Genomic DNA, 22,990 nt, shown 5'->3' on the forward strand with positions numbered 1-22,990 from the left:
GGCAAGGGGCCGCACGGCGCCGTTGGAAATCGTGCACCGTGCGGCCCCTTACCGCAACGTGCCGGTCACCTTTACGTTAGACGATGCGAACATCCATCTCGCTCAACGACACGATCGCGGAACCCGAAGTGATCGCGATCTACAAGGCCAATGGGTGGTCCTCCGCTGAAAAGCCGAAACAGCTCCTGTGCGCGCTGAGAGACTCGCACACCCTGGTGACTGCGCGGATGGAAGGACGTCTTGTCGGCTTGGGGAACGCTATCTCCGACGGGCACCTGGTGGTCTACTTTCCGCATCTACTGGTTCATCCTGAATTCCACCGCCGCGGCATCGGCCGCGTGCTAATGGCGGCTCTGCTGGAGCGCTATCGTGGCTTCCACCAGCTTATGCTCACATCCGACGGCGACGCGACCGCGTTCTACGAAGCCGTGGGATTTGAGCGTGCAGGCAAGACTGTGCCAATGTGGATCTATGCAGGAGATGACCATTGAAGATCGGAGCATCGCCTAACTTGTCGGTCGACGCGGACGCCCAACTACGTATGCTCCCTGCGGTCGCGCCTGTCGGTCGCGCCTGTCGGTCGCCGGTCACCTTTACGTTATCCCTCAGCGGGCGGGCAAGTTTGCGGCTTGCGCGGCGCGGAGTAGACTAGTCACATCTCCCAGGAGCAGCCATGTCCAGCCTCATCGACGAGCTCTCACGCAAAGCGCGCGCTCTGCCGCCCGAAGAGAGGATTCGGCTGGCTGAAGAACTTCTCTCCTCAGTGCAGGATTCCGATGAGGAAATCGAGGCGGCCTGGGAGGAAGAGATCAAGCGCCGTCTCGAAGAGGTCGAGAGCGGCACCGCCAAGCTCATTCCGGCTGAAGAAGTTTTCGCCGAGATCCGTCGCCTCCTGAAGTGACCCCAGTCCGCTTTCACGACGCTGCGCGGAGTGAACTGGCGGAAGAGGTCCTGTACTACGCCGAAATTGACCGCCGTCTGGGCGAACGCCTGTTCGAGTCAGTTCAGCGCGCCGTTGCTCTTGCGGCGGAATTCCCTGATATGGGCTCGCCGTACCTGTTCAAGACTAGGCGCGTCTTTCCAAAGCGCTTCCCGTTCTCCGTGGTGTATGTCCATCGCCGCAACGAGATCGTTGTTCTAGCTGTCGCTCCCTTCCGACGGAAGCCGGGCTATTGGAGGTCGCGCAGGCATGAGGGATAACATGGCAGTCGACGCGGACGTCCTATCGGCCGGCTTTCGCCGGCCTACTGTCCGCCGGTCACTTCTACGTTATAGCGCGGGCTGAGCGTAGGTGCCGCGCCTCTGCTTCGCTCCACGATTTCGTCGGAAGCAGGCGTCTTCGCTTTTGTTCCCCCTCGCTCGTTCTGCTTCGGCCTCTTGGAGGCATCACCCAAGCGTGTGCCCCGCCGCCAGTCTCTCTCCTGGCATCGCGGCCGCGCGGCGGACATGCACCGTGCCGCTCAGCGGCGTTACTCGTGGTGCGTCACTTTGCTGGGGGCTGGTCCAGCCGTTCGGGCGAGGTGGTGATGCCGCCGGGTCAGCTTCGGCTAGCAACGCGCCTCTGGCTCGCACCGTGGCAGTCGTGCAACTTCGCGTTCGTCCGATCGAACGATCCGGAGGCGTATCGGTGGTCCGCCAGGTTGGCGCGCCGTGGTGGTTGCGCTAATCTGCACCCATGCTCGTCAAAGCGCTCTCGGCTTCATCGCCCTATAACATGGCAGTGCACACGGACGTCGCTGCGGCGGGCTGTCGCCCGCCTAGGCGCCGCCGGTGACTTCTACGTTGGATTGCAGGCAGGTGAGGTCCGGGCAGGGTTACGTCACGCGCCACCAGGTCAGCTACCGAGGTTCGCTGTTGGTCTTCGAGCGACTGCCTCGCCAATGCGCCCGGGCGCGGACGCCGCCCGCTCCAAAGCTTGGGTGGCGGTCAAAGCTCTACTTCACCGTGCTTGCATCGCGTCCCGCCGCCGGATACCTGCAGTACCCGGACGTCGGTGCAACGCAGTGCCGCGCGCCTGCTGCCTCGGCTGCGTGTGCAGCTTCAAGTGAGAGCCGGGTTTGCGCCGGCCGCCGGGCCGGGGGATCGTGCCGCTCGACGGCTGGGCGCGTCATACTGAGAGCCATGGTCAACCCGCGCCAGCAATCCAACATGGCAGTCGACACGGACGCCCCGGCGGCGGGCATTCGCCCGCCTATGGTCCGCCGGTTACCTCTACGTTAAGTCTCACCGACCAGCCGACCTTGACGCGCCAGTTGTTGTAGCTACAATAACCTATGCGCGTGACCTACGATCCCGAGAAGCGCGAACGCACGCTCGAAGATCGCGGCCTGGATTTCGAAGACGCTGAGATCGTCTTCGCCGGCGTGACGCTTGAGGTGGAGGACACCCGCAAGGACTATGGTGAAGTGCGAATCATCTGCTACGGCCTTCTTGCAGGTCGCATGGTAGTGGTCGGCTACACACCGCGTGGCGCGGATCGTCACGTCTTCAGCATGAGGAAAGCGAATGCCCGCGAGCAAGCCCGCATCGCGCCACTCCTTGAAATCTGATCTGGCGCGCGTAGACGCGCATCGGATCAAAAAGGGCGAGTACGAGGAACTTCCCGAACTCACCGAGGAAATGCTGGCGCGCGCCAAGATCAGCAAGGGAGGGCGGCCGCCCTCAGAGAATCCACGCAAGCAGCTCACGCTGCGGCTCCCCGCCGATGTGATCGAGCGCTGGAAAGCCACCGGTCCGGGTTGGCAGACGCGAATGGCCGACCGTCTGAGCAAGGTGCGGTGAGACTTAACAAGTCGGTCGACTCGGACACGGAGATTGCCTCGTTTTCGTTGACACTCTTACCTAACGGAGAGAGTGCTCATGGCAAAGAGAATCGGACCAGCTAAAGTCAAGCAGTACAGCCTGGAGTTCAAGTTCAAGGCGGTTCAACTGAGTGACAAGCCTGGGGTGCTGATGAAGGATGTAGCGGAGTCGCTGTGCATTCATCCCTTCATGCTCTCCAAGTGGCGCAAGGCGGTTCCGGGACCGGATACCGACATCTGGGAGTGGGCGCTGCTTGTTCTCGGTGCCGGGGCGTTCGGACTGGGAACGTACCTCAAATCCAGAGCGAACAAGTGATTTGATCCACAAGGAGTAGCGCAAACCATGCATCGAGCACCGATCAACTCGCGAGGCCCGCAGTCATGAACGTCTTCGCTTACGTGGCAGCAGTTTGCGCACTCGGTGTGGTCGCCGGGTGGGCGCTGGGCCATCTGACCTATCGTTCGAGCCGCGGCGAGGCGCTTGCCCTCTATCTCGGCGGCTCCTTGGCGCTGGGCTGGTGGCTGTCCTTTTCCTTCCTGGAGCTTGTCGGGTCGGCGTGCACCTGGATGGGAAAGCGCGGGAGTGGTTGCATAGCGACTGACGACCAGACCGTCTGGTATCTGGCACTTCCGCTCATCGCCTGCCCGGCCTATGCGTGTGCCATGTTCGCTGCCCGGTTCCAACGGAACGAGAAGGCACGCAACGCCAAGGACGTCGCCAGCTTCGCGCTGACCCGGCCATCGAACCGCGAATGATCGAACTGGACACAGCGCGCCTCCGGCTGCGCCAGTGGCGCGAGCCGGACCGCGCACCCTTCGCCGCCATGAACGCCGACCCGGCCGTCATGGAGTTCTTCCCGGCCCTGCAGTCCCGCGCGGCGAGTGATGCCAGCATCGACGCCTGGCAGGCGCAGTTTCAGGAACGCGGCTGGAGCAATTGGGCCGTGGAACTTCGCTCGACGGGGTCGTTCATCGGGTTTGTCGGTCTCTCGATCCCGCGGCGGCTGTTGCCTTTCTCGCCCTGCGTGGAAGTGGGGTGGCGCCTGGCGCGTGAGCACTGGGGGCAGGGCTTCGCCACGGAAGGGGCCCGTGCGGCCTTGCGCGTCGGGTTCGAGCAGATCGGGCTGGACGACATTGTCTCCTTCACTTCCGTGCTGAATGTTCGTTCCCGGGCGGTCATGGAGCGCATCGGCATGCACGACACACACCAGGATTTCGAACATCCGGGCATACCGGAGGGAAGCCCGTTGCGCAGGCACTGCCTGTACCGCATCTTTCGCGGACAGTGGGAGACATCGTGACCGTCAAACGCATGGACAACGTCGGCATCGTGGTGGAAGACCTCGATGCCGCCATCGAGTTCTTCACCGAACTGGGCCTGCAGCTCGAAGGGCGCGCTCCCATCGAAGGTGATTGGGCGGGCGGCGTCACCGGCTTGCCGAACATGCGGGTCGAGATCGCCATGATGCGCACGCCGGACGGGCACGGCCGGATCGAGCTTTCGCGGTTTCTCGCGCCTGCCGTCGTCGCCGATCACCGCGATGCGCCGGTGAACGCGCTCGGGTACCTGCGCGTCATGTTTGCCGTGGACGACATCGACGAGACGCTGGCGCGCATCGGCAAACTCGGCGCAAAGCTCGTGGGCGAAGTCGTTCAGTACCAGGACGTCTATCGGCTCTGTTACGTGCGGGGCCCGGAAGGCATCCTGGTCGGGCTCGCGCAGGAGCTCGTGCGGCAGCGATGAAGATGTCCGCTTTTGGGAGCCGTCGCGCGGCGCCGGGATCACTTTCGGGCGAGCCGTGTCACTGCCTACGGTGCCTGCGGCCTGTGTCTGATTGATACCTGGGCCGCCGTTCGTAAATGCCGGAGCCAAAGACGTCACGTCCGCGACATCCATCTGTCTGGAATCCGTCAATTTGCTGACATTCCTGGTGGTTTCGCGCGACGCGCAACCCGGATCGACCCTTACGGGGTTTGACTAGATGAGCTGGTCCCCTTAATCTCGAGAAAACTAGACGGGGCGCGGGCCGATGCTGTCTGGCAACGCGCGAAAAGAGAGAGTTTTCAGAGGATAGAAGGGGCAAAGCGTGACAGCTTGGCTTTTGATGCTTGGAGCAGTTGTTGGCGTGATGCCGTTCGTTTCGCTGCGGGACCTGTTTTCCGGAACGGAGATCCTGGTCGCGATGGCGCCGGCACTCATCATTTTTGCGGTGTGCGCACTGCTCCTGAAAGGGAAGGCGCACGAGGGCAACGGCGCGCAGCCTTCTGCGCAGGACGCCGCGGACACCGACCTGGCTCTCTGACACCTGCCGTGAGGGGCGGATCCGGGCTGCAGTAGCATCCGCGGATGAACCTGGCCCTTCTGGTCATCGACGTCCAGCGCGCGCTGTTCGACGCCACACCGCGGCCCTTCGAAGCCGATGCCGTTGTCGCAAGGATCAACGGCTTGTCGGCGCGGGCACGGGCAGGCGGCGTGCCCGTGGTGTTCATCCAGCACGAGACGCCCGGATCGGCGCTCGAATTCGAGCGCGATGGGTGGCAGCTCGCCCAGGGGCTGGATGTGCAGCCCGGCGACTGCTTCGTCCGCAAGACGACCGCGGACTCTTTCCTGAGGACCAACCTGGGCGAAATGCTGCGAGCGCTGGGCGTCACGCGCCTCGCCGTGTGCGGCTACGCGTCCGAGTTCTGCGTGGACACCACCGTGCGGCGCGCGGCGGCCTTGGGCTACGCGGTCACGCTGGCCGCGGACGCGCACACCACGCACGACAAGGCACACGCGTCCGGCGCCGACATCCGGAGGCACGAGAACGCCACGCTGCCCGAGATCACGAGCTTCGGTCCCGCGATCCGGGCCATCACAAGCGCGGAGCTGGAGTTTGGGGGCGTCGACCACGTGCGGAAGCCGTGGCTTTGAAGATGGAAGCGCTGCCCGCCGGCATCGACACCGCCTTCCTCACGCAGGCCCTGCGCCTCCCAGGCGGCGCTTGCGTGCGCGAAGTCGAAGTGCAGGACGCGCGCAACACGATCCTGTCGCGGATCATCCGGCTGCGGCTGCACTACGACGGCGCAGGCGATGACGCTCCGCCGACGCTCATTCTCAAGACCCGCATCCCCGGGCCACCGCAGACCGGCTGGAACGGCGGCCTGCAGGAGGCGGAGTTCTATCGCAAGGTGGCCGCCGCGACGCCCGAAGGACTGCTGCCTCGCTGCTTCGATGCGCAGGCCACCGCCGACGGCTCCGAATGGCACCTGCTGCTGGAAGACCTGGCGGGCACGCACCGCATCGTGACGCCCTGGCCGCTGCCGCCTGGTGTGGAGGAGGCGACCCGCATCGTCGAAGCCCGCGCGCGCTTCCACGCGGCCTGGTGGGACCATCCGCAACTCGGTGTTTCGGTGGGCAAGTGGGCGGCCCGCAGCGATCTCGATGGCATCCTCGAACGCTTCGGTCCCAAGCTCGCCCGCTTCGCCGAGCGCCTGGGCGACGTGCTGACGCCGGAGCGCCGCGACCTGTACGAGCGGCTGCTGGCGCAAGCGCACCGGCTCAACGAGCGCTATCACGCGCGCCGCCACCTGACCATCATTCACGGCGATGGCCATTTCTGGAACTGCTTCCTCGCCAACAACGGCGAGGGCGTGAAGTTCTTCGACTGGGACTGCTGGGGCATCGATGCCGGCGCCGACGACCTGGCCTACATGATCGCGATGCACTGGTACCCGGACCGCCGGCGCCGCTACGAGAGCGGGCTGCTCGATCGCTATCACGACACGCTGCTTGCGCATGGCGTCACGGGCTACGACCGGCAGGCGCTGCAGGACGACTACCGCCTCGCCGTGCTGTGGCGGGCGATGACGCCGGTCTGGCAGGCAGGCATAGACCTGCCGCCGGTGATCTGGTGGAACAATTACGAGCGGATCATGATGGCGGTGGACGACCTCGGCTGCCGCGATCTGCTTGCCTGAGGACTCGCCGATGCAGGACAGGAACACGCCCCAACCGGACAACACCGCCGTGCGCACCGCCCTCTGGCGTGCGCTGCACCTGCAGGCCGATGCACCGCCGCACGTGTTCGAGGACGAAGTCGGCGCGCAAATCGCCGCGCCTGAAGCCGGCTGGCAAGGGCGGCCGGACATGAGCCCGTTCACGCGGCCTTTCCGCGCCTCGATCCTGGCGCGCGCCCGCTTCGTCGAAGACCTGGTCGCGGAGCAGTCGGCGCGCGGCGTCGGGCAGTACGTCATCCTCGGTGCGGGCCTGGACACCTTCGCGCAGCGGCAGCGGCAGTTGGCCGGGCGCATGCGCGTGTTCGAGATCGACCAGCCGGGCCCGCAGGCCTGGAAGCGGCAGCGCCTCGCCGAGCTCGGTCTTGGCATTCCGCCCTTCCTGCGGCTGGTACCGGTCGATTTCGAGGCTGGCGACGATTGGTGGGAGCGGCTCGCCGCCGCCGGCTTCGACGCGGCGCAAGCCGCGGTGGTGGCCTCGACCGGCGTGAGCATGTACCTGACGAAGGAAGCCATCGCCGCGACATTGAAGCAGGTGGCGACGCTCGCGCCGGGCTCCACGCTCGTCATGTCCTTCATGCTGCCGATCGAGATGAACGACCCTGAAATCCGCTTCGGCGTCGAGCGCGCGGCCGAGGGTGCGCGCGCCGCCGGCACGCCTTTCCTCAGCTTCTTCACGCCCGGCGAGATGCTGGCATTGGCGCGCGAGTCCGGATTCAAGGAGGTGCGGCACGTGTCGGCGGACCTGCTGGCCGAGCGCTATTTCTCCGGGCGCACGGACGGCCTGCGCCCTCCGAGCAATTCGGAGGAACTGCTGGTGGCGGGGACGTGACCAGGAAACCGCCCAACCAAGTGAAGCAAGCACGATGAAGACCCAGTACTACACCGCCTCCAGCCTCGACGGCTTCCTGGCCACCGAGGACGATTCGCTCGACTGGCTGTTCCCGCTGGGCGACATCAACGACACCAGCTACCCCGCTTTCATCCAGGATGTGGGCGCGCTCGCCATGGGCTCGTCCACCTACCAGTGGATGCTGCGGCACGTGGTGAAGCTGGGCACGCAGCAGGGCGCGCCATGGCCCTACACGCAACCGACCTGGGTGTTCTCCAGCCGGCCGCTGCAGCCGGTGCCCGATGCCAGCATCCGCTTCGTGCGCGGCGACGTGCGGCCGGTGCATGCGGAGATGCACGCGGCGGCGGGCGACAAGAACATCTGGGTGGTCGGCGGTGGCGACCTGGTCGGGCAGTTCCACGACGCCGGCCTGCTGGACGAAGTCATCGTGCAAGTGGGCTCGGTGACGCTGGGGCGGGGCAAGCCGCTGCTGCCGCGGCGCATTGTGGGCGCCGATGCGTTCCGGCTGGTCTCGGCGCAGCGGGTCGGCGATGGCTTCGCGGAGCTGCGCTACGAAGTGCCGCTAGCGCGGTAGCAGCGCGAAGCCCGCTCCCATGCGCCTCTGGTCCCTGCATCCCCGCTATCTCGATCCCCAAGGCCTCGTCGCGCTCTGGCGCGAGGCGCTGCTAGCCCAGGCCGTGCTCCTGGGCAAGACGCGCGGCTACCAAGCGCATCCGCAGCTGGAACGCTTTCGCCGCCAGCCGTCCGCCGTGGACGCCATCGGCGCCTACCTGCGGGTGGTGCTGGACGAGGCCAGTGCCCGCGGCTACAGCTTCGACGGCAGCAAGATCGCCGCCGTCTCGGTGCACGGGCCCATCCCGGTCAACGCGGGGCAAGTGCGCTACGAGTGGGAGCACCTGATGCGCAAGCTGGCGGTCCGCAATCCGGCGCTGCACCTGCAATGGCAATCGGTGGCCGATCCCGAGTGCCACCCGCTGTTCCAGGTCTGCGCCGGCGGCGTCGAAAGCTGGGAGCGTCCCTGAGCCAGCCGCGGCGTACCATGGTCCCACCATGTGCCGCAACATCAAGACCTTGTTCAACTTCGAGCCGCCTGCGACCGAGCTCGAAATCCGCGACGCCTCGCTGCAGTTCGTGCGCAAGCTCAGTGGCTTTACCGTGCCTTCGAAGGCCAACGAGGCGGCTTTCGAGCAGGCCGTGGAAGAAGTCGCCGCCTCGGCCCGGCGGCTGATCGGCGCCATGGTCACTGCGGCGGAGCCGCGCAACCGCGATGTCGAGGCCGCCAAGGCCAAGGCGCGGTCCGCCATCCGCTTCGGCGCGCCGGGCTGACCCGGGAATCTTCGGGAGCGGTTTTCCCTGCTGCTCTGTTAGGCTCGTGACGGAATGTTACGAGGAGTCGTGGGATGTTCTCGAGGATGACGATGGCCGCCCGGCTGGCCATGCTGGTGGGCGTGGTGGTGCTGGCAACGGTGCTGGTGGGCGCCACCGGCGTGTACGCGGTGCACCGGGCGCAGCAGGCCAGCGTGGCCAGCCTGCAGGTGCAGCGCGACCTGAACGACACGGTGCTGGCCGCGCGCGCCGCCGGCGCGCAGTTCCGGCTGCAAGGGCAGGACTACCGTTACCTGCTGCTGCGCGGCCACGAACATGCGGACTTTGAACGCTATCTCGCGTCCTTCGACAAGCGCAACCAGGAGATCGACCAGGAGTTCAACCGCATGCGCGAGGTGATGGGGCGCGTCGGCTTGCCGTCCGAGGGCGTGGAGGACGCGCGCAAGCTGCACGCGCGCATCGTGGTGCAGTACCGCGAGGCGCTGAAGCAGTACGACCCCGAGAAGCTGGAAACGGTGCGCACCATCGACGCGCAGCTGCGCGGCAAGAACCGGCCGCTGGACGAGAAGATCGACCTGATCGTCAGCACGCTCGACGCCTATGCCCAATCGGAGGCCACGCGCGTGGTGGAGCTGTCGCAGGCGGAGTCACGCAAGGCCACCCTGGTGCTGGGTGGCGCAGTGGTGGCCCTGGTGCTGCTGGCCTCGGTGCTGGGCCTGCTGTTCGCGCGCTCGCTGCGGCGCGACCTGGGCGGCGAGCCGGCCTATGCGCGCGAGGTGGCGGCGCGCATCGCGGCCGGCGACCTGGCCAGCCGCATCGAAGTGGGACGCGGCGACAGCCGCAGCCTGCTGGCCGCCATGCAGCGCATGCAGGACGACCTGCGCAGCCTGGTGGGCGAGGTGGCCACCGGCGCGCGCACCGTCGCCGACACCAGCGTGCAGATCGCGCAGGGCAACCTGGACCTGTCGCAGCGCACCGAGGAGCAGGCCAGCACACTGGAAGAGACGGCCAGCTCGATGGAAGAACTCACGACCACGGTGACCCAAAACGCCGAGATCGCCGGCGAGGCGACCCGCCTCGCGCGCGAGGCGTCCGGCGTGGCCGGCAAGGGCGGCGAAGTCGTTTCGCAGGTGGTGGGCACCATGGATGCGATCACCGAGTCCTCGCGCCGCATCGCCGACATCATCGGCGTGATCGACGGCATCGCTTTCCAGACCAACATCCTCGCGCTTAACGCCGCTGTCGAAGCGGCCCGCGCCGGCGAGCAGGGCCGCGGCTTTGCCGTGGTGGCGGCGGAGGTGCGCAGCCTGGCGCAACGCAGCGCGCAGGCGGCGCGCGAGATCAAGGAGCTGATCTCCACGTCCGTGGAGCGGGTGGAAGCGGGCACGCGCCTGGTGGGCGCTGCCGGCACGACCATGACGGACATCGTCGTAGCCGTCGACAAGGTCAGCCGCCTGGTCGCCGAGATCGCCGCCGCCAGCCGCGAGCAGGGCGCGGGCATCGTGCAGGTGAACACGGCGGTGTCGCAGATGGACGGCGTGGTGCAGCAGAACGCCTCGCTGGTGGAAGAGGCGACCGCAGCCACCGAATCGATGAAGGTGCAGGCCGAAGCGCTGCTGCGTGCGGTGACGCGCTTCCGGTTGGAGGGGCAGGCGTCGGCTTCCGGGCGCGCGCCTATGACGTTCGAGCCGGCTTTGCAGGCCGGCTGATCAAGCCGCCGGCGCCGCGCTGCGCACGCCCTGCGCCACCAGCGCCCGATACGCCGACGGTGTATCGCCCACGCAGCGCGCGAAGAACTTGCTGAAATACGCCGGGTCCGCGTACCCCAGCTGCTCCGCGATCTGCGCCACCGGCGCCGGCGTGTAGGCGAGCAGGCGGCGCGCTTCCAGCATCACGCGTTCGTGCAGCAGCTCCTGTGCCGACTGGCCAGCGACGCGGCGGCAGGTGCGGCTCAAGTGGTCGGAGCTCACGCCCAGGCTGTCCGCGTAGAAGGACAGCGACTGCTGCTCGCGGTAATGCGCCTCCAGCAGCGCGCGATAGCGCTGCACCAGCGTGTCGCGCGCGCCCTGGCCCTGCTGCGCCGCATGCTGCGCGCCGTGCTGGCGCAGGAAGTGCACCGCGATCAGGGTCGCGTGCGCGAGCAGGCTGTGCACGCGCCCGGGTGCGTCGCTGCGGAATTCGCGCGCCACCGCCTCGAACAGGCGCAGGCAGTCCTGCGCATCGGCCTGCGCCGCCGCGCCGGTGACGACGAAGGAGGTGCCCAGCTGGCCTTGCGCCAGCAGCGAGCCGCCGAACAGGCCGCGCAGCGTGGCCGTGGGCACCGTGAGCTGGTGGCCGACGACGTCGTGCGTGTAGGTGAAGCCGTGCATCGCGCCGGGCGCCACCAGCACCAGCGCGGGCGCCGTGCACTCGACCGCCTGGCCTTCGATGGTGCCGTGGAAGGAGCCTTGCACCACCAGCTTGAACTGGTGCAGGCCCTCGTGCCGGTGCGCCGGAATCGTCCAGTTCATCTCCTCGCCGCGCACCGCCACCGCCTCGTAGTGCAGGCAGTCGTCCGGCTGGTCGTGCCGCACTTCGCGGAAGGGGACGAGGAACAGGGGCGCGGCGGGCTTCATGGAGCCGCATTGTGCGGCGATGCCGGAAAAGTACAAGCCCCGGCCTCATTCGTCCATCGCCAACGCGGCCGGCGCCGCGCATCATCCACGCATACCAACGGAGACAAGCGATGCTCAGACGAGACCTTCTCAAGCAGGGCGCGGCCCTGGCGGCTTTCGGCGGCCTGGCCGCCGGTGCGCGGGCGCAGGCCCTGGCGGGCAATGCCTTCATCGTGTCCGGCTTCCCGCCGGGCGGCATGGGCGACTACATCTCGCGTCCGCTCGCCGACAAGCTGCGCGGCAAATACGCGGCCAACGTGCTGGTCGATTCGCGCGCGGGCGCCGGCGGCCGCATCGCCACCGAATACGTCAAGCGCGCGGCGCCGGACGGCCTGACCATCCTGCAGATTCCCAGCGGCGTGATGGCGCTGTACCCGCACACGTACAAGAAGCTCAGCTACGACCCGCTCACCGATTTCATTCCGGTGACCAGCACCGTCAGCTACCAGTTCGTGCTGACCGCGGGCCCGGGCCTGCCGGCCGACATCCGCAACGTGCCGGACCTGCTGAAGTGGCTGAAGGCCAACCCCTCGCAGGCCAACTACGGCGTGCCGGCCGCGGGCTCCGCGCTGCACTTCGCCGGCATGATGCTGCAGAAGGAAGCCGGCGTGGAGATGAAGGCCGTGCCGTACAAGGGCGGCGCGCCGCTGCTGCAGGACGTGATGGGCGGGCAGATTCCCATCAGCTTCAACGTGCTGGGCGAAGTGCTGCCCTACATCAAGGGCGGCAAGCTGCGTGGCCTGGCCGTGACCAGCGCGCAGCGCTCGCCTTTCCTGCCGGACGTGCCCACGCTGGTGGAGCTGGGCTACAAGGACATCGTGGTGCAGGAGTACCTGGGCTGGTTCCTGCCGGCGAAGACGCCGGCGGAGACCGTGCAGCGCCTGAACACGCTGGTGCGCGAGTTCTCGCAGGACCCCGCGTATGTCAAATCGCTGGCGGACAACGGGCTGGTGCCGCTGGTGCAATCGCCCGAGGAGTTCGCGCGCATCGTGCGCAGCGACTGGAACCGGTGGCAGCCGATCGTCAAGGCGAGCGGTTTCAGCGCGGAGGACTGAGTGAGTCAATCTCCAACAGGCACGAACCAGCTGACCGGCGCGCAGGCGCTGGTCAAGCTGCTGCGCGCCGAGGACGTGCGGCAGGTGTTCGGCATCGTCGGCGGCAAGCTCGGGCCGCTGCTGCATGCGATCTCGCAGGAGCCGCAACTGCGCTTCCTGGGCGTGCGCCATGAAGCGGCCGGCCCCATGATGGCCGCCGCGGTGCATGCGTCCACGGGCCAGGTGGCGGTGGCGCTGGGCGAGATGGGGCCGGGCGGCCTGAACATGGCTTCCGGCCTGGGCACCGCCTTCAACAACAACTTGCCGCTGCTGGCGATCACCACCAACCAGCATCGCGCGGCCGCGTACCCGCACAACGGCATGTTCATGGACCTGGACACCGTCGCGGTGACCAAGCCCATCACGAAGTGGAACGCGGTGGTGCACGACGCGCGCCGGCTGCCGGAACTGGTGCGGCGAGCCTTTCGCGAAGCGCTGTCGGGGCGGCCCGGCCCGGTGCACCTGGACGTGCCGCAGGACGTGCTGGTGCAGGCCTGCTCCTTCTCGCCCGAGGAATTCTCGGTGCCGCCTTCGCGCTACCGTGCCCGCTCGGGCCCGCGGCCGGACGTGCAGGACGTGCAGGATGCCGTGGCGCTGCTGCGCGCCGCGCGCCGGCCCTTGATCGTCGCCGGCGGTGGCGTCATTGCCAGCGGCGCGGATGCGCAGGTGCGGCAACTCGCCGAGCGCCTGCGCGCGCCGGTGCTGCCCACGCAGATGGCGATGGGCGTGGTGCCCAGCGACAGCCCGCATTTCATCGGCCATGGCGGCCTGATCGCGGGCGAGGCGGTGCGCCATGCCTTCGCGCATGCGGACCTGGTGGTCAGCATCGGCTGCCGCTGGTCCTCGTGGATGTGGGACGAGCAGGGCGCTTTCGCGCGCCGCAGCCATCGCGTCATCAGCATCAACGTCGATCCCTCGGCGCTGGGCCAGCCGGTGCTGCACGACGTGGCCATGCAGGCCGATGCGCGGCGTGCGCTGGACGATTTGCTGGCGGCGTTGGGCGACGTGGGCACCGAGGCGAACTGGCTGGAAAGCGTGCGGGCCGTGCGCGCCCGCTACGAGGCGAAGCTGGCCGTGATGGCCGCCGACCGCGAACAGACCATGCACCCCGCGGCGCTGGCGCAGGCCATTGCCGATGCCTTGCCCGAGGACGCGCTGGCGGTCTTCGACGGTGGCCACACCACCTTCTGGAGCAACGACTTCACCCCCGTGAAGGCCGTGCGCACGCGCTTCCACGAGCCCGGCATGAGCCACCTGGGTTTCGGCCTGCCCTATGCGCTGGCGATCCAGACGCAGCACGCCGGCAAGGCGGTGGTCAACATCACCGGCGACGGCTCCTTCGGCTTCACGCTGAACGAGCTGGACACGGCGCGCCGCTACGGCCTGCCGGTGGTCAACATCATCCACAACAACGCGGCCTGGGGGATCATCCGCCAGGGCCAGAAGATGGGATTCGACTTCGAGCTCGGCACCGGGCTGGAAGAGACCGACTACGCGGCCATCGCGCGCGGCTTCGGCTGCCACGGCGAGACCGTGCTGCGCGCCGAGGACGTGGCGCCGGCCCTGCGGCGCGCGCTGGCTTCCGGCCTTCCCGCGGTGCTGGATTGCCGCACCAAGTTCCTGCCGCATCCCGCGATGCCGATGTTCGGCGCCATGAACCGCTACGGCTTCGACGCGATCACGCGTACGGCGCCCCCGAAAAAGGAAAACACCATGAACGAGATCCAGATGCTGATCGGCGGCGAACGCACCGCCAGCCCTTCGGGCAAGACCTTCGAGCGCCGCAACCCGCTGGACGGCTCGGTCGCCACGCGCGCACCGGCCGCCACGCCGCAGGACGCGCTGACCGCGGTGGAAGCCGCGCAGAAGGCGTTCCCGGCCTGGTCCGCGATGGGGCCCGGCGAGCGCCGCGCGCTGCTGCTGAAGGCCGCCGCCGCGCTGGAGGCGCGCGCGCCGCAATTCATCGCGGCGATGGCTGCCGAGACCGGCGCCGCCGCGCCCTGGGCCGGCTTCAACGTGCACCTGGCCGCCGGCATGCTGCAGGAAGCCGCGTCCATCACCACGCAGGTCGGCGGCGAAGTGATCCCGTCGGACGTGCCCGGCTCGCTGGCGATGGGCTTGCGCGTGCCGGCCGGCGTGGTGCTGGGCATCGCGCCGTGGAACGCGCCGGTGATCCTGGGCGTGCGTGCGGTCGCCACGCCCCTGGCCTGCGGCAACACGGTGGTGCTGAAGGGCTCCGAGCTGTGCCCGGCCACGCACGGCCTCATCATCGAGGCGCTGCAGGAGGCGGGCCTGCCGGCCGGCGTCGTCAACTTCGTGACCAATGCGCCGGCCGATGCGGCTGCCGTGGTCGACGCGATGGTGGCGCACCCCGCGGTGCGGCGCGTCAACTTCACCGGCTCGACGCGCGTCGGCAAGATCATTGCGGCGACCTGCGCCAAGTACCTGAAGCCTGCCGTGCTGGAACTGGGTGGCAAGGCGCCGCTGCTGGTGCTGGACGACGCCGATCTCGACGCCGCGGTCAACGGCGCGATCTTCGGCGCCTTCGCCAACTCGGGCCAGATCTGCATGTCCACCGAGCGCATCGTGGTCGACGCGAAGATCGCCGACGCCTTCGTGGCCAAGCTGGCCGCGCGCGCCGTCGGCCTGCCGCTGGGCGACCCGCGCAAGGGCCCGGTGGTGCTGGGCTCGGTGGTCGACATGGGCACGGTGGAGCGCTGCAACGCCTTGATCGACGATGCGCTGGCCAAGGGCGCCAAGCTGGTGTGCGGCGGCAAGTCGGAGAACACGCTGATGCCGGCGACCGTGCTGGACCACGTGACCCGCGAGATGAAGATCTACCACGAGGAGAGCTTCGGTCCGGTGAAGCCGGTGGTGCGCGTGAACGGCGTCGAAGAAGCCGTGATCTGCGCCAACGACAATCCGTATGGGCTGTCGTCGGCGGTGTTCGGCCGCGATGTGGCGCGCGCCCTGCAGGTGGCGCGCCGCATCGAGTCCGGCATCTGCCACGTCAACGGCCCGACCGTGCACGACGAAGCGCAGATGCCCTTCGGCGGCGTCAAGGACTCGGGCTACGGGCGCTTCGGCGGCAAGGCCGGCATCGAGGCCTTTACCGAGCTGCGCTGGATCACCGTGCAGACGGCGCCGCGGCAGTATCCTTTCTGAGTTTTGTTTCTGGAGCTATTCGTGCTGACCCTGCAGCAAGCCAACACCATCATCACCGCCGCCCTCGCCAAGTCGAAGGAGCGCGGCTTCAAGCCCATGGGCATCGCCGTGCTCGACGCCGCCGGCAACCTGAAGGCCTTTGCCAGCGAGGACGGTGCCAGCATGTTCCGCTTCGACATCGCCCGGGCCAAGGCCTGGGGCGCGGTCGGCATGGGCGTGTCCAGCCGCGTGCTGGGCCAGCGCGCCAAGGAGAACCCGAACTTCTTCGTCTCGCTGTCGGCCACGGCCGATGGCAAGTTCCTGCCGCAGACCGGCGCGGTGGTCGTCAAGGACGCGCAGGGGAACATCCTGGGCGCCGTGGGGGCCAGCGGCGGGACGGGCGACGAGGACGAGGAGATCTGCGCGGCGGGTGTGGCCGCGGCAGGGCTGCTCAGCGCCTGATCAGCGCTCGTCGTGCTTCCGCTGCGGCGGATGCTCCTGCGCGGGGTGAACTTGCGCCGGGTGCTGCTGCGGCGGCAGTCCGCGCTGGTGCTTCGCGCTCTCGGCGTTGGGCGTCGGCTCCTCCCCGTGCTCGCGGTCCAGCTTGTCGCGTTCCTGCAGCGGCCTGGCCGAGCCGCCCTGCACCACGCCGCCGATGCGGCTCAACATGTCGTTGGGGTTCATCTGCTCTCCTTGTGCTTGCTTTCACGCTAGCGCAGCGACAAGGCGGCCGCTGTAGGCTCAGGACGGCATCTGCCCCCCGGCATCCCGCCGGTTGACCTCGTAGAAGAGCCCCCGCAGCCAGCGGTTGGCGGGGTCGTCCTGCATGCGCCGGTGCCAGTACTGCTGCACCTGGATCTGCGGCGGCCGGAAGGGCAGGTCGATCTGCTTCAGCGGGATGTGGCGGCCCACGACCGTGGCGATGTCCTGCGGCACCGTGGCCACCAGGTCGCTGCCCGGGAGCAGGGCCAGCAGGCTCATGAAGTGCGACAGCTCCAGCATCACCTGCCGGTGCCAGCCCTTGTCCTCCAGGAAGCGGTCCAGGAAGTGCTCGCGGCCGTCGGGCCGCACGACGATGTGGTGCGCGCCCAGGTACTGCTTCAGGGTCAGGCGCGCGCCGATGGCCTCGTTGCGGGCGCAGGCGATGCAGACATAGGTGGTGTTGAACAGCGCCTGCTGGAAATAGCCGGCCTTCTGCAGGTCGGGGAAGAAGCCCACTGCCAGCTCCGCCTCGCCGTTTTCCAGCGCCGTGGCGGCCGCCGTGCGCGGCTTGGACACCGCCAGCAGCTTCACATGCGGCGCCGCCTGCCGCAGCCGCCGCAGCACGCCGGGCAGGAAGGCCACCTCGCCGATATCGGGGGTGAGGATGGTGAAGCTGCGCTGCGCCGTCGCCGGCTCGAAGCCGGCGGGCTGCAGGATCTCCGACTGGATCGCCTCCACCACCCGCCGCACGGCCGGCGCCAGCTCCAGCGCCCGCGGCGTCGGCTCCATCTGGGCGCCGGCGCGCACGAACAGGGCGTCGTCGAACAGCAGGCGCAGCCGCGCCAGCGCGGCGCTGGTGGCGGGCTGGCTGAGGCCGATGGCCTCCGCCGTGCGGTTGACGCTGTGGTGGCGCGCCATGGCGTCGAACACCACCAGCAGGTTCAGGTCGACCTCTCGAATATCCATGGCATGGATTCTATGTATCCAGCAAATCGGCTGTTCAGATAGGGTGGGCCTCCCTAGCATGCACAGCGGAGACAGACATTGAGCCAGCACAAACATTCCGCCGCCTGCGCCTGCGGCATCGACGCCCACGCCCACGTGGTGCCGGAGAATTTTCCGGCCTACATCGGCAGCAAGGCGCCGTCCGATTGGCCGGCCATGGCGGCCGCCCAGGCCTGCCATCGCAACGTGATGATCTCGGGCAAGGTCTACCGCACGGTCTCGGACAAGTGCTGGGACACGCCCAAGCGGCTGGACGACCTGGCAGACATGGGCCTCGCGCTGCAGGCCGTGTCGCCGATGCCGGAGCTGCTGTCCTACTGGATGGCGCCGGCCGACGGGCAGCAGCTGCTGCGCTTCCTCAACGACCAGATCGCTTCCATGGTGGCCGAGTCGGGCGGCAAGCTGGCCGGCCTGGGCGCGGTGCCGCTGCAGGACGTGGACCTCGCCATCCGCGAACTCGAATACTGCGTGAAGGTGCTGGGCTTCCCCGGCGTGGAGGTCGGCAGCAACGTCAACGGCGAACCCATAGGCGCGGCGAAGTTCGACCCCTTCTTCGAAGCCTGCGAAGCGCTGGGTGCCTGCGTGTTCGTGCATGCCATCCGCCCCGCCGGCATGGAGCGGCTGGTGGGCCCCGCGCCGCTGCAGCAGGTGCTGGCCTATCCCGGTGACGTCGGCCTCGCGGCCGCCTCGGTCATCACCAGCAACCTGCTGGTGCGCCGGCCCCGCCTGCGCATCGCCTTCAGCCACGGCGGCGGCACGCTGGGCCTGCTGCTGCCGCGCCTGCAGCAAGGCTGGGGCGTGTTCCCCGCGTTGAAAGACAGCGTGCAGGAAGCGCCGGCCGAACAGGCCCGCAAGCTGTTCTACGACACGCTGGTGTTCGACGACAACGCGCTGCGCTACCTGGTGCAGACCTTCGGCGCCTCGCAGCTGCTGGTGGGCACCGACTACCCCTTCAACTTCCACGACCGCCTGCCGGTGCAACGCGTCGAGGCTGCCGGCTTCGATGCGGAGACCGTCGCGGCGCTGGTCCATCGCAACGCCGGGCGCTTCCTCGGCATCACGAAAGAATCGACATGAGCTCCCCCTGGATCCAGGGCCTGCGCAGCGTGGCACTGTACGTGCCCGACCTCGCCAAGGCCGAAGAGTTCTACACCCGGACCTGGCACCTCGAGGTGGCGCACCGCGCCGACAGCGTGCTGTACCTGCGCGGCAGCGGCACCGATGCCTACCTGTTCGCCCTGCACCAGGGCGGCGAGGTGCCGCAGATCCGCCAGGTGACCTTGCGCGCCCGCAGCCGCGCAGCGCTCGACGAAGTCGCTGCCAACGTGCGGAAGGCCGGCGGCAAGCTGCTGGCGCCGGCCCATGAATTGAACAAGGACCCGGCCGGCGGCGTCGGCATCAAGTTCCAGGACCCCCATGGCCGCACCTTCCAGGTGGTGTACGGCGACGAGCGCCGTGTGGAAAGTGCCCCGCAGCAGGACCGCCCGATCCGCCTCACGCACACGGTGCTGAACAGCCATGCCGTCGACGAGACGCAGAAGTTCCTGCAGGACGCGCTGGGCTTCCGGCTCGCGGACCGCACCGGAATCATGGCCTTCATGAACTGCGACAGCGACCACCACACCATCGCGATCGGCATCACCGACAACGACGCGCTGAACCACATCGCCTTCCTGATGCCGGACTTCGAGTCGGTGATGCGCGGCGGCGGCCGCATGAAGGACGCCGGCTTTCCCATCCAGTGGGGCCCCGGCCGCCACGGCCCCGGCAACAACCTCTTCAACTACTTCATCGATCCCTTCGGCGTCGTCATCGAGTACACGGCCGAAGTGGAGCAGATCGACGAGCACTACGAATCGCACGGCCCCGACTTCTGGAAGTGGCCGCCCGGCCGCGTGGACCAGTGGGGCATCTCGCCCCCGCCCGGCGCCACCTTGAAGGACGCGCAGAAGCGCGTGTTCTTCGCCCCCCATCCCTGAGAGAGACCCACCATGAAATTCACGACCTACCTGCGCAATGGCGCGCCCCGCCTGGCCCTCGTCGACGGCAAGGACCTGATCGACCTGAACGACGCCAACGCCGACACGCCCGCCGACCTGCGCCTCGCGCTGAAGGCCGGCACCGACCTGCAGGCCGCGGGCCGCGCCGCGCTGAAGGAAGGCAAGCGCCAGGCGCTGGCTTCCGCCAAGCTGGCCCCGCTGGTGCCCGAGCCCGGCAAGATCATCTGCCTGGGCCTCAACTACTACGACCACGCCAAGGAAGGCGGCCGCGAGAAGCCCGAGTACCCCTGGTTCTTCTTCCGTGCCGCTTCCTCGCTGGTCGCGGACGGCGAAGCCGGCTGGGCGCCGCAGGTGTCGACCAAGTTCGACTACGAAGCGGAACTGGCCGTGGTCATCGGCAAGACCGTGCCGCGCCACACCAAGGAGGCCGACGCGCTGCAGTACGTCTTCGGCTACAGCTGCTTCAACGACATGAGCGTGCGCGACTACCAGAAGCGCACGCCGCAATGGACCATCGGCAAGAACTTCGACCGCACCGGCGGCTTCGGCCCGCACCTGGTGACGGCCGACGAACTGGCGCCGGGCGCCACGGGCCTGCGCATCCGCTCGCTGCTGAACGGCCAGGTGATGCAGGACGCGAACACCAGCGACATGATCTTCAGCACCGCCGAGACCATCGCGCTGCTGGCCGACGTGCTGACGCTGGAGCCGGGCGACGTGATCGTCATGGGCACGCCGGCCGGCGTGGGCCAGGCGCGCACGCCGCCGGTGTGGATGAAGGCGGGCGACACCATCGAGATCGACATCGAGAAGGTCGGCACGCTGCGCAACCCGATTGCGAACGAAGGCCAATGAACGCAGGCCTGGTTTATGACGTGGCCATCGTCGGCTACGGGCCGGCAGGGCAGGTGGCCGCGGCGCTGCTGGGGCAGGCGGGACTGAGCGTCCACGTCTGCGAACGGCTCACCGACGTCTACCAGATCCCGCGCGCCATCTCGCTGGACCACGAGATCATGCGTGTGTTCCAGCAGCTGGGCGTGGTGGATGCAATCGCGTCGCACGTCGAGCCTTTCACGCCTTCCGAGTTCTACGGCGTCGACGGCCAGCTGATCCGCCGCATGACGATGGTGGAGCCGCCGTATCCGCAAGGCTGGACGCCGTCCAACGTGTTCACGCAGCCGCCGGTGGAGCAGGCGCTGCGTGCCCGCGTGGCGCAGCTGCCCAACGTCAAGGTGGAACTGGGCGTGGAGATGCAGCGGATCTCCCAGGACGCGGAAGGTGTCACTTTGCAGCTTTCCAGCGGCACGGTGCGCGCGAAGTACGCGATCGCCTGCGACGGCGGATCGAGCCTGGTCCGGACGCAGCTCGAGATGCCGCTGGAAGACCTGGACTTCGACGAGCCCTGGCTCGTGGTGGACGTGCTGTGCAACGAGCAGGGCCTGGCCAAGCTGCCCCAGGTGAGCGTGCAGTACTGCGAGCCGGAGCGTCCCTGCACGCTCGTGATCGGGCCGAAGAACCACAGACGCTGGGAAATCTCGCTGAAGCCCGGCGAGGACCCGAAGCAGGTGGCCACCGACGAAGAGACGTGGAAGCTGCTGTCACGCTGGCTGACGCCGGAAGACGGCGAGTTGTGGCGCCAGGCGAGTTATCGCTTCCATGCGCTCGTCGCGGCGAACTGGCGGCAGGGCCGCGTGTTCCTGGCCGGCGATGCCGCCCACATGCAGCCGCCCTTCCTGGGGCAGGGCATGTGCCAGGGCGTGCGCGACGTCACCAACCTGTCCTGGAAGCTGCGCTCCGTGTTGACGGGCGAAGTGCAGGGCCAGGCGGCCGAGGCGCTGCTCGATAGCTACGGCGCCGAGCGCAAGGCGCACGTGCGCGAACTCACCAGCCGCATCAAGGGCGTGGGCGCGGTGATCTGCGAACGCGATCCCGTGAAGGCGCGCGAGCGCGATGCCAGGATGCTGGCCGAGTGTGGCGGCGTGGTGAAGGACACCCCGCGGCAGGACATCCTGCCGCGCCTGGAGACGGGATTGCTCGCCGCGCAAAGCAACACGGCGCGCGGCAGCTTGTTCCCGCAGCCGTGGGTGCGCGTAGGCCATGGGAAGCCCTGGGCCCCCGCCTCCGCGGGGGTGACGAGGGGCTTGCTGGACACGGTGACTGGCAACGGCTGGCGCCTGGTGCTGGCCGATGCGTCCGTGCCATCCGCGCAGTTCGCGGGCCTGCGCATCGTCACGCTCGGCCAGGCGGATTGCGAAGAGACCGAAGGCGTCGCCGCCAGCTGGTTCCGCCGCCATGAATGCGTGGCCGCCCTCGTGCGCCCCGACAACTACGTGTACGGCGTCGCGGCCTCGGCCGCGGACGTGCCAACCCTCGTGGCCGAAGCCGCCCGCGCGCTCGGCCTGGACGCTTGAACGACAGACAACACACAGGAGACAAAGCCATGCAACGCCGCACATTCAACTTCGCCCTCGCCGGCATCGCGCTGGCTGCCACCGCGCCGCTGGTGCACGCGCAGGCCTGGCCCGAGAAGCCCATCCGCATGGTGGTGGCGCAGCCGGCCGGTTCCGGCCCCGACTCCATCGCGCGCCTGCTCGGCGAACAGCTGTCGCACAAGTGGAAGCAGTCCATCGTGGTGGACAACAAGCCGGGTGGCCAGAACGCCATCGGCGCGCAGGCGGCCGCGCGTTCGCCGGCCGACGGCTACAACTTCTACTTCGCCACCTCGGCGGCACTGGTGACGAACCCCTACCTGTTCAAGTCGCTGCCTTACGACCCGCTGAAGGATTTCGCCCCCGTGGGCATGATCGGCCGGGTGCCCTTCGTGCTGGCCGTGAACACGGCGTCGCCGGCGAAGACGCTGCAGGACTTCGTTGCCGAAATGAAGGCGAACCCGGGCAAGGTGACCGTCGCCAACGAGGGGCCCAAGACCTTCGGCGGGATGATGACGCGCCTGTTCGCGTCGCAGCTGGGCGTGCAGGTGAACAGCGTTCCCTACGTCTCCATCGGCGCCGCGGTCACCGAGACCGTGGGCGGCCAGACCGAGGCCGTGATGGGCGACGTGCCCGCGCTGATCCAGATGATCAAGGCCGGCCGCCTGCGGCCGATCGCCGTCACCACGGCGAAGCGGGTCTCCGGCCTCGAGGCCGTGCCGTCCATCGCCGATGCGATCCCCGGTTTCGACTACGCGGGATTCATGGCGATCGTCGCGCCGGCCGGCACGCCTGCGGCGGCGATCCAGCGCTTCAACCGCGACCTCGACAGCGTGCTGTCGGACAAGGAGATGGCGGCGAAGCTGCTGGCCGTCGGCCCGATCACGGAAGGCGCGGGAACGCCGGAACAGATGGCGGCCTTCCTGCAGGCCGAGCACGCGCGCTGGTCCAAGCTGACCAAGGACATCGGCATCCTGCCGGAGTGA

27 protein-coding genes and 2 pseudogenes are annotated in these 22,990 nt (G+C 68.2%); 26 read left to right on the forward strand and 3 right to left on the reverse strand.

Going from position 1 to position 22,990, the window contains the following annotated elements; translation table 11 throughout:
• Positions 1-83 precede the first annotated feature (83 nt).
• From HHL11_RS09585 to HHL11_RS34610, 17 genes and pseudogenes are all read left to right on the forward strand, one after another.
• Entirely contained in the window at positions 84-491 is a 408-nt protein-coding gene (locus HHL11_RS09585) for a GNAT family N-acetyltransferase (protein ID WP_169418167.1), read from the forward strand.
• Positions 492-673: 182 nt separating this feature from the next.
• A complete protein-coding gene (locus HHL11_RS09590) occupies positions 674-901 on the forward strand; it encodes an addiction module protein (RefSeq protein ID WP_169418168.1) in 228 nt (75 codons plus the stop codon).
• Positions 898-1,200, forward strand: a complete 303-nt coding sequence (locus HHL11_RS34915; protein ID WP_169418169.1) for a type II toxin-antitoxin system RelE/ParE family toxin — start codon at positions 898-900, stop codon at positions 1,198-1,200. Before HHL11_RS09590 ends, HHL11_RS34915 begins: the two co-directional genes overlap by 4 nt.
• A 1,073-nt stretch (positions 1,201-2,273) precedes the next feature.
• Positions 2,274-2,549 (forward strand): BrnT family toxin, encoded by a 276-nt coding sequence (locus tag HHL11_RS09600; protein ID WP_169418170.1) that lies wholly within the window; start codon positions 2,274-2,276, stop codon positions 2,547-2,549.
• Positions 2,506-2,781, forward strand: a complete 276-nt coding sequence (locus HHL11_RS09605; protein WP_169418171.1) for a BrnA antitoxin family protein — start codon at positions 2,506-2,508, stop codon at positions 2,779-2,781. Before HHL11_RS09600 ends, HHL11_RS09605 begins: the two co-directional genes overlap by 44 nt.
• Before the next feature lie 78 nt (positions 2,782-2,859).
• Positions 2,860-3,012, forward strand: a pseudogene (locus HHL11_RS34340) (transposase); the annotation flags it as partial.
• A 170-nt stretch (positions 3,013-3,182) separates the two neighbouring features.
• Positions 3,183-3,557 (forward strand): hypothetical protein, encoded by a 375-nt coding sequence (locus HHL11_RS09615; protein ID WP_169418173.1) that lies wholly within the window; start codon positions 3,183-3,185, stop codon positions 3,555-3,557.
• On the forward strand, positions 3,554-4,102 hold the full coding sequence (locus HHL11_RS09620; protein ID WP_169418174.1) for a GNAT family N-acetyltransferase: 549 nt from the start codon (positions 3,554-3,556) through the stop codon (positions 4,100-4,102). The genes HHL11_RS09615 and HHL11_RS09620 overlap by 4 nt, the downstream gene beginning before the upstream one ends.
• Positions 4,099-4,545: a VOC family protein gene (locus tag HHL11_RS09625; RefSeq protein ID WP_169418175.1), complete on the forward strand. Its 447-nt coding sequence runs from the start codon at positions 4,099-4,101 to the stop codon at positions 4,543-4,545. The genes HHL11_RS09620 and HHL11_RS09625 overlap by 4 nt, the downstream gene beginning before the upstream one ends.
• Positions 4,546-4,927: 382 nt before the next feature.
• A complete protein-coding gene (locus tag HHL11_RS09630) occupies positions 4,928-5,104 on the forward strand; it encodes a hypothetical protein (protein WP_169418176.1) in 177 nt (58 codons plus the stop codon).
• Between the two features lie 44 nt (positions 5,105-5,148).
• Positions 5,149-5,715, forward strand: coding sequence for a cysteine hydrolase family protein (locus HHL11_RS09635; RefSeq protein WP_169418177.1), 567 nt, complete (start codon positions 5,149-5,151; stop codon positions 5,713-5,715).
• Complete coding sequence (locus HHL11_RS09640; RefSeq protein ID WP_205964236.1) at positions 5,706-6,761, forward strand: phosphotransferase; 1,056 nt, start codon at positions 5,706-5,708, stop codon at positions 6,759-6,761. Before HHL11_RS09635 ends, HHL11_RS09640 begins: the two co-directional genes overlap by 10 nt.
• Before the next feature lie 10 nt (positions 6,762-6,771).
• Positions 6,772-7,629, forward strand: a complete 858-nt coding sequence (locus tag HHL11_RS09645) for a class I SAM-dependent methyltransferase (RefSeq protein WP_169418178.1) — start codon at positions 6,772-6,774, stop codon at positions 7,627-7,629.
• A gap of 34 nt (positions 7,630-7,663) precedes the next feature.
• Positions 7,664-8,224, forward strand: a complete 561-nt coding sequence (locus HHL11_RS09650) for a dihydrofolate reductase family protein (protein ID WP_169418179.1) — start codon at positions 7,664-7,666, stop codon at positions 8,222-8,224.
• Positions 8,225-8,243: 19 nt separating this feature from the next.
• Complete coding sequence (locus tag HHL11_RS09655) at positions 8,244-8,672, forward strand: pyrimidine dimer DNA glycosylase/endonuclease V (RefSeq protein ID WP_169418180.1); 429 nt, start codon at positions 8,244-8,246, stop codon at positions 8,670-8,672.
• Between the two features lie 28 nt (positions 8,673-8,700).
• A complete protein-coding gene (locus tag HHL11_RS09660) occupies positions 8,701-8,976 on the forward strand; it encodes a DUF2277 domain-containing protein (protein WP_169418181.1) in 276 nt (91 codons plus the stop codon).
• A 74-nt stretch (positions 8,977-9,050) separates the two neighbouring features.
• Positions 9,051-10,685, forward strand: a complete 1,635-nt coding sequence (locus HHL11_RS34610; protein WP_281068654.1) for a methyl-accepting chemotaxis protein — start codon at positions 9,051-9,053, stop codon at positions 10,683-10,685.
• On the opposite strand, the gene HHL11_RS09670 is transcribed toward HHL11_RS34610, so the two are convergent.
• Complete coding sequence (locus tag HHL11_RS09670; protein ID WP_169418182.1) at positions 10,686-11,591, reverse strand: helix-turn-helix domain-containing protein; 906 nt, start codon at positions 11,589-11,591, stop codon at positions 10,686-10,688. It abuts the gene before it with no gap.
• A 110-nt stretch (positions 11,592-11,701) separates the two neighbouring features.
• On the opposite strand from HHL11_RS09670, the gene HHL11_RS09675 reads away from it, so the two are divergent.
• The 4 genes and pseudogenes from HHL11_RS09675 (at position 11,702) to HHL11_RS09690 (ending at position 16,330) form a co-directional block, all read left to right on the forward strand.
• On the forward strand, positions 11,702-12,685 hold the full coding sequence (locus tag HHL11_RS09675) for a Bug family tripartite tricarboxylate transporter substrate binding protein (protein ID WP_169418183.1): 984 nt from the start codon (positions 11,702-11,704) through the stop codon (positions 12,683-12,685).
• Positions 12,686-14,320: pseudogene (locus HHL11_RS09680) on the forward strand (thiamine pyrophosphate-binding protein); the annotation flags it as partial.
• A gap of 117 nt (positions 14,321-14,437) precedes the next feature.
• On the forward strand, positions 14,438-15,889 hold the full coding sequence (locus tag HHL11_RS09685; protein WP_169419981.1) for an aldehyde dehydrogenase: 1,452 nt from the start codon (positions 14,438-14,440) through the stop codon (positions 15,887-15,889).
• A 24-nt stretch (positions 15,890-15,913) separates the two neighbouring features.
• Positions 15,914-16,330: a GlcG/HbpS family heme-binding protein gene (locus HHL11_RS09690; RefSeq protein WP_169419982.1), complete on the forward strand. Its 417-nt coding sequence runs from the start codon at positions 15,914-15,916 to the stop codon at positions 16,328-16,330.
• Here HHL11_RS09690 and HHL11_RS09695 read toward each other — a convergent pair whose 3' ends face one another.
• The gene (locus HHL11_RS09695) at positions 16,331-16,552 is read right to left on the reverse strand and encodes a hypothetical protein (protein ID WP_169418184.1); all 222 of its coding nucleotides are present in this window, start codon (positions 16,550-16,552) and stop codon (positions 16,331-16,333) included. It lies immediately after the preceding gene.
• A gap of 57 nt (positions 16,553-16,609) precedes the next feature.
• Positions 16,610-17,536: a LysR family transcriptional regulator gene (locus tag HHL11_RS09700; protein ID WP_169418185.1), complete on the reverse strand. Its 927-nt coding sequence runs from the start codon at positions 17,534-17,536 to the stop codon at positions 16,610-16,612.
• A gap of 78 nt (positions 17,537-17,614) precedes the next feature.
• On the opposite strand from HHL11_RS09700, the gene HHL11_RS09705 reads away from it, so the two are divergent.
• From HHL11_RS09705 to HHL11_RS09725, 5 genes are read left to right on the forward strand one after another with little or no spacing between them, the layout of a single operon-like run.
• A complete protein-coding gene (locus tag HHL11_RS09705) occupies positions 17,615-18,652 on the forward strand; it encodes an amidohydrolase family protein (RefSeq protein WP_169418186.1) in 1,038 nt (345 codons plus the stop codon).
• Complete coding sequence (locus tag HHL11_RS09710) at positions 18,649-19,554, forward strand: VOC family protein (protein ID WP_169418187.1); 906 nt, start codon at positions 18,649-18,651, stop codon at positions 19,552-19,554. The genes HHL11_RS09705 and HHL11_RS09710 overlap by 4 nt, the downstream gene beginning before the upstream one ends.
• A gap of 12 nt (positions 19,555-19,566) precedes the next feature.
• Complete coding sequence (locus HHL11_RS09715; RefSeq protein WP_169418188.1) at positions 19,567-20,430, forward strand: fumarylacetoacetate hydrolase family protein; 864 nt, start codon at positions 19,567-19,569, stop codon at positions 20,428-20,430.
• Positions 20,427-21,986 (forward strand): bifunctional 3-(3-hydroxy-phenyl)propionate/3-hydroxycinnamic acid hydroxylase, encoded by a 1,560-nt coding sequence (locus HHL11_RS09720; protein WP_169418189.1) that lies wholly within the window; start codon positions 20,427-20,429, stop codon positions 21,984-21,986. The genes HHL11_RS09715 and HHL11_RS09720 overlap by 4 nt, the downstream gene beginning before the upstream one ends.
• Before the next feature lie 29 nt (positions 21,987-22,015).
• Complete coding sequence (locus tag HHL11_RS09725; RefSeq protein ID WP_169418190.1) at positions 22,016-22,990, forward strand: Bug family tripartite tricarboxylate transporter substrate binding protein; 975 nt, start codon at positions 22,016-22,018, stop codon at positions 22,988-22,990.

The organism is Ramlibacter agri (assembly GCF_012927085.1).
GTDB lineage: Bacteria > Pseudomonadota > Gammaproteobacteria > Burkholderiales > Burkholderiaceae_C > Ramlibacter > Ramlibacter agri.